Annotated in this window: 12 protein-coding genes; 5 read left to right on the top strand and 7 right to left on the bottom strand. The window is 41.8% G+C overall.

Features of this window, described 5'->3' with window-relative positions:
- Positions 1-139 precede the first annotated feature (139 nt).
- Positions 140-871, bottom strand: a complete 732-nt coding sequence (locus CCS02_RS05615; RefSeq protein WP_100636157.1) for a nitroreductase family protein — start codon at positions 869-871, stop codon at positions 140-142.
- 124 nt (positions 872-995) lie between these two features.
- Here CCS02_RS05615 and CCS02_RS05620 point away from each other — a divergent pair, with 124 nt between their 5' ends.
- A complete protein-coding gene (locus CCS02_RS05620; RefSeq protein ID WP_198515335.1) occupies positions 996-1,613 on the top strand; it encodes a TetR/AcrR family transcriptional regulator in 618 nt (205 codons plus the stop codon).
- A 114-nt stretch (positions 1,614-1,727) separates the two neighbouring features.
- Here CCS02_RS05620 and CCS02_RS05625 read toward each other — a convergent pair whose 3' ends face one another.
- The 6 genes from CCS02_RS05625 to CCS02_RS05650 form a co-directional block, all read right to left on the bottom strand.
- Positions 1,728-3,011, bottom strand: a complete 1,284-nt coding sequence (locus tag CCS02_RS05625; RefSeq protein ID WP_100636045.1) for a 2-hydroxycarboxylate transporter family protein — start codon at positions 3,009-3,011, stop codon at positions 1,728-1,730.
- A 268-nt stretch (positions 3,012-3,279) separates the two neighbouring features.
- Positions 3,280-4,998: a GGDEF domain-containing response regulator gene (locus CCS02_RS05630; protein WP_100636046.1), complete on the bottom strand. Its 1,719-nt coding sequence runs from the start codon at positions 4,996-4,998 to the stop codon at positions 3,280-3,282.
- Between the two features lie 22 nt (positions 4,999-5,020).
- Positions 5,021-5,446 (bottom strand): response regulator, encoded by a 426-nt coding sequence (locus tag CCS02_RS05635; RefSeq protein ID WP_100636047.1) that lies wholly within the window; start codon positions 5,444-5,446, stop codon positions 5,021-5,023.
- Positions 5,439-6,929 (bottom strand): sensor histidine kinase, encoded by a 1,491-nt coding sequence (locus tag CCS02_RS05640; RefSeq protein WP_072839987.1) that lies wholly within the window; start codon positions 6,927-6,929, stop codon positions 5,439-5,441. The genes CCS02_RS05635 and CCS02_RS05640 overlap by 8 nt, the downstream gene beginning before the upstream one ends.
- A gap of 198 nt (positions 6,930-7,127) precedes the next feature.
- Entirely contained in the window at positions 7,128-7,904 is a 777-nt protein-coding gene (locus CCS02_RS05645) for an FCD domain-containing protein (protein WP_072839988.1), read from the bottom strand.
- Between the two features lie 131 nt (positions 7,905-8,035).
- A complete protein-coding gene (locus CCS02_RS05650; RefSeq protein WP_100636048.1) occupies positions 8,036-9,028 on the bottom strand; it encodes a TRAP transporter substrate-binding protein in 993 nt (330 codons plus the stop codon).
- A gap of 216 nt (positions 9,029-9,244) precedes the next feature.
- On the opposite strand from CCS02_RS05650, the gene CCS02_RS05655 reads away from it, so the two are divergent.
- The 4 genes from CCS02_RS05655 (at position 9,245) to uxaC (ending at position 14,960) form a co-directional block, all read left to right on the top strand.
- Positions 9,245-9,715 carry a TRAP transporter small permease gene (locus CCS02_RS05655; RefSeq protein ID WP_072839990.1) on the top strand — a complete coding sequence of 157 codons (471 nt, stop codon included), beginning with the start codon at positions 9,245-9,247 and terminating at the stop codon, positions 9,713-9,715.
- Between the two features lie 81 nt (positions 9,716-9,796).
- Positions 9,797-11,095, top strand: coding sequence for a TRAP transporter large permease (locus CCS02_RS05660; RefSeq protein ID WP_100185685.1), 1,299 nt, complete (start codon positions 9,797-9,799; stop codon positions 11,093-11,095).
- A 44-nt stretch (positions 11,096-11,139) separates the two neighbouring features.
- Entirely contained in the window at positions 11,140-13,539 is a 2,400-nt protein-coding gene (locus CCS02_RS05665) for a glycoside hydrolase family 31 protein (protein WP_100636049.1), read from the top strand.
- 14 nt (positions 13,540-13,553) lie between these two features.
- A complete protein-coding gene (uxaC, locus tag CCS02_RS05670) occupies positions 13,554-14,960 on the top strand; it encodes a glucuronate isomerase (RefSeq protein ID WP_100636050.1) in 1,407 nt (468 codons plus the stop codon).
- The last annotated feature ends 14 nt before the right edge of the window (positions 14,961-14,974 follow it).

A 14,974-nucleotide genomic window follows, 5' to 3' on the forward strand; every position in this document is an offset into this window, starting at 1 on the left:
TCCTATGTGTGTGGGTAGCGTTGAATATGCGATTGATTCATGAGTTTCAGGGGCATTACCTGATTCATTTATTAGTTTTAAATTACGATTACCTACATTAATTTCTTAAATATTACTCAATACTTACTTAGGAAATTATTTAGTGTTCCTTAATGACACTTTCTAAAGATCGACGGGATTGCTCTTCAATTCTTGCTTCATCTGCGCGGTATCCAAGGGCAATTACCACTGGAATGACAGCGCCTCGAGGAAGGTCTAATAATTTACTCAATTTTGCAGCTGAAAAGCCTTCCATAGGGCATGAGTCAATGCCCTTTGCTGAAGCGGCAAGCATTAATGTTTGGGCCGCAAAAGCAGCGTTCCGTGCGGCCCAATGTCTACTTCCCAAATGGCCAATTGGTAGTAAAGACAGGCAAGGACGAAACATTGATAAAAGAGAAATAATAGGTGTCCAGATCGGTAAACCACCAATTTTTAATATCTTGTCAAACTTAGTTAATATTTTTCGGTGATAGTCTTTTGATTTTTCTGGCATGGTTGTCGATACATCCATGAGTGCTAATTGCTCGGAAATTGTGCAGCGTGCATAATTTGTGTTAGCTACGACAACAATAATTTCAGCAGCGGTAGCGGCAGCTTTTTGACCGTTACATGCTTGTGCAACAGCTGTTTTTTTAGCTGGATTTCTTACCCAATGGAATTGATAAGGCTGAAGGTTGACGCTGGAAGGGGCAAGAATAGCTTCACTTATTAGTGCATAAATATCATCTTCCGCAATAGATAAGTCGTTAAAAAGACGAATGGCACGTCGTTGATGATTCGTTGCTTGAAACTCACTCCAATGCTGAGTGTTGTCTTTCGTATTATTCATAATATTCCTAGCTTTGACTTTTAGTTGGTTTTTGTTTAATTGAGCTGGTTGTTTATTGCTTACCTCAATGAATAAATAGTAAGCTATTACTTTAATTTTGAAAACTTGCATTCAGGAGAGTGTTTTGGAGAAAAAGAAGACGTCCTCAAAGTCACGTAAAATGCCAGTTCAGCAGCGTTCAAAAGCAACAGTAGATGCTATTATTCAAGCTTCTACTTACATTTTAATGAAGTCAGGATGGGGCGGATTTACGACAAACGCGATTGCAGAGCGGGCAGGCGTGAACATTAGTTCGTTGTATCAATTCTTTCCCAATAAAGAATCAATCGTTGCAGAATTGCAAAAACGGCATTCTGACGATATGCGCGCAGACTTGTTGGATACCCTTAGTAATTTGCCAGCTGGGCTTGCTTTTAGGGAAGTGCTTACGGAGATTATCGATGTGCTTGTTAAAAAGCACCAAATGGAGCCAGAGGTTCACAAAGTCCTTAATAAAGAAATTCCGTTTACGGTGAGATCAGTTTTAGACGAAGCAACCGAATTGCGTGACCAGCTTTTATTTATCCTAGAACCTCATATGGTGAATGTGCCAGATCCGAAACTGTCGATTTATATTATTGGTGTGTCTATTGATGCGGTGATAAATGAAGTGATATCCAGTCGACCCCATATGCTCGAAGAAGCAACCTTAACAAAGGAGTTGGTGACTTTATTAGAGCGCTTTTTGGTTCGAACTGCTTAGTGCTAAGTCTGACTTGCAATTATTTGGGGTAAAAGAATGCAACGATAGGTTATATTTAAGAGGCGATGTATTGAAGCCAAGATCTTAATGTTCTTGGCTTCAATACCATGAGGATTAAGCGATAGCTTGAACCACTAGGGTCGCAAGAATTAACATGAATGCACCGCCAATTCGAGAAGATATCTGTGCAAAAGGCATTAGTTCCATGCGCTTACTAGCAGCAAGAACAGCAACGTCACCTGTGCCACCCATGTTTGCCATGCAAAGACCACCAGTGATAGCCGCTTCGATAGGGTAGAATCCCATCAACCAGCCAATCAAACCAGCGCCAAACACGGCACCAAGCACTGTGATTAACACAAGCAAGAAGTACATAGGAGACAAGGCGTCAAGAATTTGGTTTAGATCGGTATAAGCAACACCAATACCGACTAACAATGCCGGTGTTAAGTTACCAACAACAAATTTATACCAAGAGAACGCTGCTTGCTCTAATGCTTTTGGCATGATGCCAGACACTTTGATGATCGCGATAGATAGGATCATTAGAGCGTAGGTGTGCATGCTGATGTAATTGGATAGCAAAGTACCAAGGAAATACATGCTTACCGCAAGTAAGGCGCCAACACCTAGTGTCGTTATATTCAATGGTGATGTTTTTTGATCTTCTTCCTCGATCGATTTTTGACCGCGAATTAGCTGTCCGTTGCCAGTAAGACTTGGCGCTACTTGACCAAGTTTGTGTAGCAAACCGGCCATAACAATGGCAATAGCGTTACCAATAGCTAGTGCTGGAACCATTTGAGACATCAAAGCTTCAGAGCTCATGCCTGTTTTACCTGACATGATTTCAACAAGAGGCACAGCACCTGCGCCCATACCGCCACCCATAATAGGCAGAGCAATCAGCATTACTGAATCGTAGAAGTCTTTACTAACCAGCATACCAACTAGACCAGTAAATATGCAGGCAAAAAAAGCAGAACCAAGGATAACTGGGATGTATTTTAACGCTGCTTTTTTAAGTGTTTGAGTATCCATACCGAATATAGAACCGGTAACCAAACTGGCAACATAAAAAGATAAAAAGCCACCGCTCTTCATGAAGGTAGTTATATTATTTTCTGCGCTGGATGGGAAAAGGCCGCTATGAAATAGGTAGGCAGAACCAAAAATAACCACGATGGCACCACCACCGAAAAATTGATTAATAATCGGTGTTCTGTCCCCAACGTAATTAAGGATAAAACCAATAATAACCATAATACCTAAAGCACCTATCATTCCGCCTGGCATCATGCCTGCAAAGGTGGCTAATAAAATAGTGATGGCGGCAATAGCTAATATGATTTTACTGGTACGTTGGTCTTGCGGCGTCATGACATCATTAGTGATCATTATAAACTCTCTTTTTTTCTGCTTGTTTTGATTATTCGCCGCAGTCTACCAACCTTCGTTATAAGCGGAAGTTACTTTTCCTTTAATGAAACTAAAAACTAGTTTTGAAACTTTTGTAATGCTGATGTTGGTGTCATTTTGCACAATTAGCTGTTTGTTTTGTCATGATCGGGTTGATGATAAATAATTAAAACGCCGTTATTCGCGGAGGAAAAACGGCGTAAAATATCTAAGAAATGTGTGTTTAGGTAGGGACGTTATATCTAATTTAATGGACGCTATGTTTTTGGCTATAGTATTGAATCCAAATGGTCATATTACCAGCGGCCATTGGTTTGGCAATAAAGTATCCTTGCCCGCACAGACAGCCTATATCAATAAGTGCTTGTTCGTGTTCCTGTGATTCAACGCCTTCAGCAATGAGCTTGTAGTTGAAGGCTTTACTTAGCGCGACAATGCACGCGACGATAGCGCGATCTTCAGGATCGGATAAAATATTTTGAATAAAACTTCTGTCAATTTTTAAGGTGTTTAGTGGTAGCTGTTTCAAATAATTAAGAGATGAATACCCTGTACCAAAGTCGTCTAGCGCAACATGAATTCCTAATTTACAACACGCTTTTACGACCTCAACAGCATTGAGAATATCGGAGATTGAAACGGTCTCTAGTATTTCAATTTCCAGTAAGTTAGGGTTGAAGTTAGGTATGCTTTTGAGTAATTGGTCTAGTCGCTGCACAAAATCCTTGCTCAGCAGATGAGCTGGTGCAATGTTGACGCTAATGACTAAATCATTTTTTTGCCAAATATTGTGTTGACGTAGTGCTTCTTGTAGCACCCATTCACCAATTAAAACCCCTGTGCTTGGGTGTTCCAGTACTTCAGTGAAATCTCCAGGGTAAAGAAATCCCATCGTAGGATGGTTCCAACGAATCAACGCTTCAACCCCAATTATTTTATGGTTCACCATGTCTATCTGAGGTTGGTAATGGAGCTCAAACTCATGGCGTACAATGCCTCGCTCGGCAGCTTGTAACATAGCGCGTCGAGCATATTGACGGCTTTCTTCCTCTGGATCAAAAAAAATAATGTTATTGCGTCCCATGTTTTTTGCTTGATACATGGTTTGATCGGCCCTACGCAAAATAGTATCAGCATCCAATCCGTCATTACTTACTAAGGCAACGCCAATGCTGGCGGATACTTGAACCTGACAGTCGAATTTAGCTAGTTCAATTGGGGTGTTGATTAATTCAATGAGTCTATTGAGGAAACCTGAACATTCTTTTTCGCTTGATACATCACGTAATAGAAGGACAAACTCATCACCACCTATTCGAGCAAGTATGTCATTCTTTCGGGCTACTTGCTTAAGTCTATTAGCAATTGTAACTAATACATAGTCACCTATATCATGACCATAGTTGTCATTCACTGGTTTGAAGTTATCTAAATCAAGAAATGCGACCGCGGCAGCGTCTTCATTGATTACAATTTGCTGCAAGTTTTCAAGCAGTAAAGGGCGACTTGCTAACCCTGTTAAATTATCGTAATGAGCCATGTCATGGAGCTTTTTTTCTAACTCAGCTCGGTGGATGGAGCTTGTTATGGCTCGTATCAGTTGGGTGCTTTGTAGTTGATTTTTGAGTAAATAATCACTGGCGCCGAGTCGCATAGCCTCCGCAGCAACTTCTTCGTCACCTAGCCCCGTTACCATAATTACAGCACAGTGGCTTTCCATTATTGTGCGTATGTTATTGAGTAGGGTGAGTCCAGAATTTAGCCCCAAGCGATAGTCAACGATGACACAGTCGTAATCGTTATTACTTAGAAAATCCATAGAGTCTTCTACAGAAGAGGCTTCTGAAATGCTGGTTTCTATATCGGATTTAGATAGCATCCTGCGTATGCGTTCACGGTCTACATCATCGTCATCAACGATAAGTAATTTTAGGGTGTGATCGTCATTAGCTTTTAACACTTCCATGATTATTTCTCCGTTCAGCTATTTAGCTATTCAGCTCGACAGCATTTCTGTAGGCAACCAGTAAGTTCGATAGTTTCGCAAATTGTGGCCCAACCGCTGATTTCACCATGTATCCTGCCACGTTATTTTCATAGGCTCGAGAACGGTCGTTGTCATCATTTGATGTGGTGAGAATGAAAATAACCGTATCCTTTAGATTTGCGTTGTCACGAACGTACTCTAAAAATTCGAAACCGTTCATTACGGGCATATTTAAGTCTAGTAGAACTAAAAAAGGAGGTTTTAAAATTCTTGTTGGGTGCTTGTTTTCGAGTATTTCAATTGCTATGTTGCCATGTTCAGCAAAAACCAAATTTATATCTGGTGCTACTTTTCTTAGGCCGCGAGTGATGGATTCAGCAGCTACATCGTCATCTTCAACGATGAGTACGCTTAGCTCTTTAATCATGAGTGTCTTTCCTTAAAAATCGAGGCCACCAAACATGAAAAGTAACGCCTCGTTGATGTTTATTTGCTTCAACGCTGATGCGTCCTCCATAGGTTTCTACCAAGCGGCGGCTTACTGAAAGGCCAATGCCAGTACCACTGCGTTCACTGGATGTTACTGTTTGGAATAAACGGAAAATACGTGTGAAAGCTGCTTCTGGAATACCAGGCCCATCATCGCAAATAGTAAAATGACAAAAGTTATTCTCAGCTTTACAAGTAATATCAATTGTTCCTATTTCTTTGTCATGATGCTTAATGGCGTTGCTGATGAGATTGCGCATAACAGTTTCAAGAGGAGTCCATACGGAGGTAAAGTTTTCTAGTTGAATATCCCTCGATATAGTGATTCCTTCAGGTATTACTATTAGTTCAGATATATTGTCTAGAAGAGTGCTTACGTGAATTTCTTGTGTGCTAGCGTCTACTTTTCCTGCTCTGGCGTAGGTTAATAAATTGTCAATCAATTGCTCCATGCGTTGGATGCGAACCTCAATTCTGCTGAGGTTTCTAGTCACATCAGGTAGTGCTTCAGGCCCAAGATCTTCTTTAACCCATTCAAGTAAATCCGCGATGCCACGAAGAGGAGAGCGTAAGTCATGAGAGGCAACGTAAGTAAATTCTTCCAAATTTGTGTTGGTTTCACGAAGTTCCAATTCCATGCGTTTTCTTGGCGTAATATCTAATAAGGAAACAAGTACCATGTCATTTCCTTCCTCATCTTCAAAGGGACTGAGTCCAATTTCTACTGGGAACTCACGGCCATCTTTATGTAGTGCGGTAAGGTCTCGACCCACTCCCATCATTCTGGGTGTTGGGCTTTGATGAAAAGAATGACGCAAATGATCATGATGTTTGCGATAGCGCTGGGGGAGGAGTATGTCCATCGACTGGCCTATCAATTCTTCTGAGGTATAGCCAAAAGACTCACAAAGAGCACTATTTGTTAGGTGAATAATCCCATTGGAATCAACTACTAAAACACCGTGAGGTGCATCCTGTATTGATCTCTTGAGCATATTGCTTGCGCGTTGTCTTGTTGTTAGGTCAATTAATGTCGCCAAGACAAAGGTTTTTCCCTCTTGCTGTATCGGATTTAAGCCAATTTCTATTGGAATATGTTCACCATTTTTTTTCCGTGCATAAAGGGCTTGTCCGACTCCCATTTGACGTTTACGGGGTTGACTAAAGAATTGCATCATGAGCTTTTTGTGGTTAGCCTGAAATTCGATAGGGAGTAAAAAATCAATATCTTCCCCTAATAGGTCTTCTGATGAATAACCTAGTATTTCGGAGAGTGTGTCATTGACGAACAAAATTCTAGCATCAGTACTGACCACCATCGCGCCCATGGGTAAGCAAGTAACTAACTGTTGCAAAAAAACATTACCTTGCAACGTATTGTCACTTACAGGATTTATGTTTTCTGTTGTGCTGTTACTCATTCTTTAATCCAGATATAAATATATTTAATATGTTAGTCTAGGAATGGTAAAGCAGCAATTGACCAAATAATTAGATTTGTTAACAAAAGTATCTATTACAATGTGATGATGCGAATTGTTTGGTAAGAAAAGGTGGGGTTCCCTTATTAAACCTTAATTTCAGATAATAAGGGATAATTGAAATAACAATATTGAATATTAGCTGCAGGGTAGCTGTACAGGATTGGTGCTAAATAGGTACCCATCAAAATTTGGATCTTGATGTTCAGATAATAACATTAGTGTATCTTTAACGTTTTCTAAATGCCTCCACATTGCCATGCGTGCAATATCAGGCTTCTTTTGTTGTATCGCAAGAAGTATATTTTCATGGTCAACTAACCATTTTTTTCTATAAGCTTGATCTGTAATGTGTGAATGCAGTTGTTTCCACATAGGACTGTTTTCACGCCGTTCCCATAAGTTTTCAACGAGATCGACCAATACGCTGTTTTGCGTTGCTTCGGCAATAGCCAAATGAAACAGTTTGTCGGCAGCATGATTTTGATCGGCCGTATCAATGTTTTGTTTTTCGAGCTCCAAAGCATCACGCATTTTGATGATGTCTTTTTTTGTTGCTTGGGTGGCTGCAAATTCCGCTACGTGACTTTCCAGCAACTGCCTTGCTTGCATCATTTCAAAAGGGCCAACATCATCGTTGTCTAGAGATTCTTCAAACTTGTCAGATGATTTAATGTTAGTAGGCTGCTTTAGAAGATAAATGCCACTGCCTTTGCGGACTTCGACAATCTCCATTAGCTCAAGCATGATTAATGCTTCACGAAGCAAGGTTCTGCTCACGCCTAATTGCTCGGCAATATCGCGTTCGGGAGGTAAACGGTCTCCTACCTTATATTGGCCTTGCCTAAGTTCCTCGTATAACTTAAGTCCCACCTCTTGGTATAGGCGCTTTGGTTTTACAAGAGTATTTATCATAGCTTTCTACTTTATTTCGCCAATGCAATGAAAAGGTTAGAGATAGATGTATTTTAAGATGAAGCGCAAATAAATGAGCGACTCTTATTTGGCACTAATATTAGATATCAATAAGAGTCGCTTGATTTAGTTTATTTGTCGAGTGCTTTTATTGCTTTTACATAAGGAGCAATAACAGGGTTTTGCTCTGCTTCCTGAAACATTGGAGCAACGGCTTTAATGAAAGGGTCTTTATCAACATCAATGATCTCTACGCCCATTTTAGTTGCTTTTTTCAACTCTTCTTCTGTGTATTCACCCCAAATCTTTTTCATATAAGCGGTAGCATCTTTACCAGCAGCTAATACGGCAGCTTTGTTTTTATCTGATAGTTTTTCCCAGGTTTTAGTGCTGATTACTAGCACATCAGGAATCATCGCATGGCCATCACGAGTGTAATATTTAGCCACTTCACCATGACGATAAGTCGTTACTGCGCCAATGTTGTTTTCTGCACCATCAACAACGCGCTGTTGTAGAGCAGTATACAATTCACCAAATGGTAGTGGCGTAGGAGAAGCACCCATCAGCTCCATCATTTTGATCGCGCTTGGGCTTGGTTGAACACGAATTTTCATGCCTTTCAAATCTGCAGGAGAGTGTACAGGCTTAGATGTGTAAAAATTACGCGAGCCAGCATCAAAATAAGCGACACCAATAAAGCCATATTCTGCAGAAGAACTTAAAATTTTCTGCCCAACATCTTCACTCGCTAGTGCGCGATAGAAATGTTCGCGATCTCTAAAGATATAAGGGATATTGAAAGCGCCATAAGCAGGATCAAATGATTCAAGCTCACTGGCATTTGACTTAGCCATATCTAGCGCGCCGCTTTGCAACAATTCTAAAGACTCGCGTTGAGTGCCTAGTTGGCCATTTGGATAGACGCGTACTTTTAAATCCCCATCAGTTTTTTCTTGTACTTCATCCGCAAAGAATTTGAGTGCTTTGTGAACTGGAGACTTTGTGTCGCCATTATGACTCAGCTTTAGCGTTTCAGCGAAACTCATTGATGAAGCGCCCATCAAGCTACCTAAGAGTAGTGCAGAGGCAACATGCAGCTTAGTTTTTTTAATATTTAACATTTTCGAAATCTCCGTTTTTGTATTTTTATATTATTTTCACGTTTTCGGATAAGCAAAGAGTGCAAGGTGTTTCGTTATGAGTTTGCATAATTGCACGCATATTAATTTTGGTCAACCAATCTAATTAAGTTAGTTGACCAAAATTAATGTTTGGTTCAATATGTCGTCGATTGGTGAAAGCTATTGTGGGCTTTTTATCCCTTCTGGAGGTGGTAAATGACGAAATTTATTTATGTGGTTGACCGCATATTATCTACATTTTGCGTCACTTTGATGGTGACTCTTGTGGCGTGCGTGGTTTGGCAAGTTTTCTCTCGTTATGTTTTAGGTGCACCCAGCACTTCAACAGATGAATTAGCTAGATTCCTATTCATTTGGGTTGGTTTGTTAGGCGCTGCATTTACTTTAGGTAAGAAAAAACATCTGGCGATGGACTTTATGTTATTGGCATTAGAAGGGCGAAAAAAAGCCATTCTGCAAATGGTAATTACTCTAATAGGCCTATTTTTTGCCATTGTCATAATGGTGTTTGGTGGCGGTTCATTAGTAATGAAAACATTGAGTAATGGGCAGCTTTCTCCAGTTTTAGGTCTAGAAATGGGCTGGGTTTATGCCGCAATTCCGATAAGCGGAGCCTGTATGATTCTCTATTTATTACGCGATCTTTTGGCTCCAACGCAAGATTAAAATTCTCTACATGCTAGACGGTAGCGTCTATTCGTTACCTTATTTAGTGATTTAAAAATTCTAATAATAAGGATAAAAAACGTGGAATGGTTAGTTGCACTCGTTCTATTCGGTAGTTTTTTCACAATGTTGGTACTTGGTGTACCGATTTCCTTTTCCATCGCGATTTCCTCGTTGTTATCCATCATGGTATCGCTGCCTTTTGATGCTTCACTTTCTGTCGTTTCACAAAAGCTTGCCTCAGGAATGGATAGTTTTACGTTATTAGCTATTCCGTTTTTCATATTGGCGGGAAATATCATGAATCGAGGCGGTTTAGCCCTACGACTTATTGAATTTTCCAAGCTGCTTGCTGGGCGTTTACCGGGCTCTTTAGGGCACGTCAACGTCATTGCAAACATGCTTTTTGGGTCAATCTCTGGTTCTGCAGTTGCTGCTGCCGCGGCGGTTGGTGGCACTATGGCGCCGTTGCAGAAAAAGAGCGGCTACGACCCTGTTTTTTCAACTGCAGTAAACATTACTTCTAGTCCTGCTGGTTTGTTGATCCCACCCAGTAATGCTCTGATTGTCTATTCTCTTATTTCTGGTGGCACTTCTGTTAGCGCTTTGTTTCTAGGTGGCTATTTGCCTGGTCTATTGATGGGCGCCTGTGTCATGTTGGCTGTTGCTGTGGTCGCTAAGAAGAAAAACTACCCAGTATCTGACAGGATTTCTCTAGGAGAGGCGGGTAAAGTTACCTTTAGAGCCTTACCTAGCTTGGGGCTTATTGTTGTCATCATGGGCGGTATTATTGGTGGCGTATTTACTGCGACAGAAGCATCGGCCATTGCCGTTGTGTACTCCTTGTTGCTGGCGCTTATTTATCGCGAAGTGGGTCTTAAGGATATGCCGAGTATTATTCTTGGCTCCATCATGACCGCTTCCATGATTATGTTGTTGATTGGTGCGTCTATGTCGATGGCATGGGCAATGGCAAATGCAGATATTCCTTATGCTGTGAGTGATGCGTTACTCGCCTTGTCTGATAACCCAATTATCATCTTGTTGATTATTAACTTAATTCTGCTTGTTGTCGGTATCTTCATGGATATGACGCCTGCATTGTTAATCTTCACGCCTATTTTTCTACCTATTGCGTTAGAGCTTGGTATCGATCCTGTTCACTTCGGCATCATCATTACGTTCAATTTATGTATTGGTATTTGTACTCCTCCTGTAGGCAGCGCGTTGTTTGTCGGCTGTTCTGTGAGCGGTGTGAAAATCGACCAAGTGATTAAGCCATTATTGCCTATTTTTGGTTTGTTGGTATTGGCGTTATTGGCGGTAACTTTCATTCCAGAAATTAGCCTGTTTTTACCTTCGCTTTTACTTGGATACTAGTTTAGAAGCTTGCAGATTTTAACGATATTTGGAGATAGATATTTATGAAGCCGATTAATAATTGGAAGCTTCTTGGCGCTGAAGACAACCGTGTCAACATTGAATGTGATGGCCGTCATGTTTTGCATTTTTTCGTTTTAGAATCCAACGTGATTCGTGTATTGCTAAAAAAGAACGGTAAGCTACAACTCGAAAATAGCTGGTGTATTTCCCCTAATGACAGTCCTAATGGCAGTGAAATGGGCTGGGAAGGCCGCGACCGGATGAGTACTGAAGGGTTTACTTGCCCAGATTTTACCGTCGCAGAACAAGATGGCCAGCTTAGCATCTCCACATCATCGCTACGAGTCACTTTATCGAAACCATTTAAGCTGATATGGGAATACGCCGACGCTGCTGGTGAATGGCATTACCTTGCTGCAGATCGTCACAGTGGCGCTTATATGTTGGGTGTTCAAAGTAACGACATTCACCATTATATGGCGCGTGATTTGTCTGAAAAGTATTACGGATTGGGAGAGAAAACCGGTGACCTAAACCGTCATGGCTCTCGCTACCAAATGCGTAATATCGATGCCATGGGTTACGATGCTAAAAATACCGATCCACTGTACAAGCATATTCCTTTTTACATAACCAAAACTGAGCAAGCGAGTTTCGGGATTTTCTACGATAACTTGTCAACCAGTTGGTTTGATTTGGGTAACGAGCTAGACAACTATCATGGTTACTACCGTAGCTATCATGCTGATGAAGGGGATCTAGATTTTTACTTCATGTACGGTGAAAAAGTCGTTGATGTGACTAAAACCTACGTGAATCTAACGGGCCGAACTATCTTTGGACCGAAATGGAGCCTTGGCTACAGCGGTTCTACCATGCTTTATACGGATGCTGAGAATGCTCAAGAGCAGCTTGGTGACTTTATTAAGCACTGCGAAAATCACAGCATGCCTTGTGATTCTTTCCAGCTTTCTTCTGGTTATACCTCGATTGGTAATAAGCGTTATGTCTTTAACTGGAACACCAGTAAGGTGCCAAATCCACTTAAATTGAGCGCAGACTTTCATCAGGCTGGCCTTAAATTAGCGGCTAACATCAAGCCTTGTTTGTTGCAAGATCACCCACGATTCGAAGAAGTGGCGTCGCAGAATTTATTTATTCAAGACTCTGAATATGACGCACCTGAGTCTTCTCAGTTTTGGGATGATTCTGGCTCACATTTGGATTTCACTAATCCGAATACTATTCAATGGTGGAAAAAGAATGTCACTGAACAATTGCTTGAAAAGGGCATTGATTCCACTTGGAATGACAACAACGAATACGAAGTCTGGGACAGTAATGCTCGCTGTGTTGGCTTTGGTAAGAAGACGCCGATTAAGCTAATTCGTCCATTGCAACCATTGTTAATGATGCGTGCTTCTTATGAAGCTCAAGTAGAATTTGCCCCTAACTTGCGACCATATTTGATCTCTCGTTCTGGTTGCCCTGGTATGCAGCGTTATGTGCAAACATGGAGTGGCGATAACCGTACAAGCTGGCAAACTTTGCGTTACAACACACGCATGGGTGTTGGCATGAGTCTTTCCGGTTTGTACAACCTTGGTCACGACGTAGGTGGCTTCTCGGGCGATCGTCCAGATCCAGAGTTGTTTGTGCGTTGGGTTCAAAACGGTGTCATGCATCCTCGCTTTACTATCCACTCTTGGAACGATGATAAAACGGTTAACGAGCCTTGGATGTACCCAGAAGTAACGCCGATCATTCGTGAAGCCATGACGTTGCGATACCGTTTGATGCCTTACTTATACGATCTACTTTGGCAAGCGCATAAACATCATGAACCTATGTTGCGTCCGACCTTTTTGGACCACGAGGCCGATGCTCGTACCTACGAAGAAAGCGATGACTTTTTGCTAGGTAAAGACCTATTGGTGGCGTCTGTTGTTGAACAAGGTCAACGAACTCGTCCTGTGTATTTACCTGACAATGGTGATGGTTGGTATGACTTCCACCGTAAGACTTGGTATGCCGGTGGACAAGACATTTCCTTGCCAGCCGCTCTAGAAGAGATTCCTTTGCTTGCACGTGCTGGCAGTGTGATTACTACCAGTAATCGCATTGCTCACGTGGATGCAGAAAAAGACACCCAACGTCAGTTGCTTGTTTTCCCATTTAAAGGAGCAGGGCAGCGTGACTTATCCGTGTTTGATGACGATGGGCTTTCAACTGGCTATTTAGATGGCAAGTATCTGTTGCTGAACATAACGTTGAAATCCGATCTTGAACGAATTGATCTCAATATTTCACGAGAAGGTGAATGGCAGCCTGCTTACAAAGAGATGAGCTTTGTCTTGCCAGAAAATGAGCAACGTCCTTTCTATGTCAATGGTAAGCGAGTAGAGCGTTCTCAAGCTGTCGCTCTTAGCAGCCTTATATAAGTCGGGGAAATGACATGAAAAACTTTATGACAGAAGATTTTTTACTAACAACGGAAACGGCGAAGCGCTTGTACCATGAATACGCAGCTGATCAGCCAATATATGACTACCATTGCCATTTAAGCCCTCAAGAAATCGCCGAAAATCGTCGCTTTACCGACCTTGGTGAAATCTGGCTGGAAGGAGATCATTATAAGTGGCGCGCTATGCGTGCCGCGGGTATTGAAGAGCGTTTGATCACTGGCGATGCGAGCTTCAAAGAAAAATACCAAGCATGGTCGAATACCGTGCCTCAGTGTATTGGTAACCCAATTTACCATTGGACACACTTAGAATTGCGTCGTCCTTTTGGTATTACGGATGTGTTGTTTTCACCTAAAACGGCCGATGCCATTTGGGATCAATGCAATGAAATGTTGCAGCAACCTGAGTTTTCCGCACGCGGCATCATGCAGCAAATGAATGTGAAAATGGTCGGCACCACAGACGATCCTGCCGATAGCCTCGAACATCATAAGTTTATTGCCAATGATAGCAGTTTTGATATTGCTGTTACGCCAAGTTGGCGCCCTGATCGTGCTTTTAAAGTCGATCATGTTGGCTTCAACGATTACTTAAATAAACTCGGTAAAGCGGCAGATAAAAACATTGAGCGCTTTAGTGATTTGATTGATGCCTTGGCCCAACGTCTTGAAGTGTTCGATGCTCATGGCTGTCGCAGTGCCGACCATGGCATTGAAATCATGCGTTTTGCTAGTGAACCAAGCGAAACGGAATTGGACGCTATTTTATCGAAGCGTATTAATGAGCAGCCTTTAACTGAGCTTGAAATCGCGCAATTTTCCAGTGCGGTTCAAGTATGGCTAGGTAAGCAATACGCCAAAAAAGGTTGGGTGATGCAGCTTCACATTGGCGCGCGTCGTAATAACTCTTCCAGAATGTTCAAACTGATTGGTGGTGATTCTGGTTTTGACTCCATGGATGATCGTGCCTTTGCGGAACCTTTGTCGGGTTTCTTGAATGCCTTGGATCAAAGTGACGAGCTACCGAAAACTATCCTTTACTGCTTAAACCCAATGCATAACGAAATGTTGGCAACCATGGCGGGTAACTTCCAAGGTGGTGGCGTGGCTGGCAAGGTGCAATTCGGTTCAGGCTGGTGGTTCAACGATCAATTAGATGGCATGCAGCGCCAACTAACCAGCGTGGCGCAAATGGGCTTGTTAAGCCAATTTGTCGGCATGTTAACGGACTCCCGTAGCTTCTTATCTTACACCCGTCATGAGTATTTCCGCCGTTTGTTGTGCGAGATGATTGGTGGTTGGGTTGAACGAGGCGAAGCGCCAGCAGACATGGAGTTATTAGGCGAGATGGTAAAAGGGATTTGTTCGGAAAATGCCAAAAAGTACTTTGGTTTTTAAGGTACTGGTCTCTA

Origin of the sequence: Marinomonas sp. ef1 (assembly GCF_002806845.1) — a bacterium.
GTDB classification, from domain to species: Bacteria; Pseudomonadota; Gammaproteobacteria; order Pseudomonadales; family Marinomonadaceae; genus Marinomonas; species Marinomonas polaris.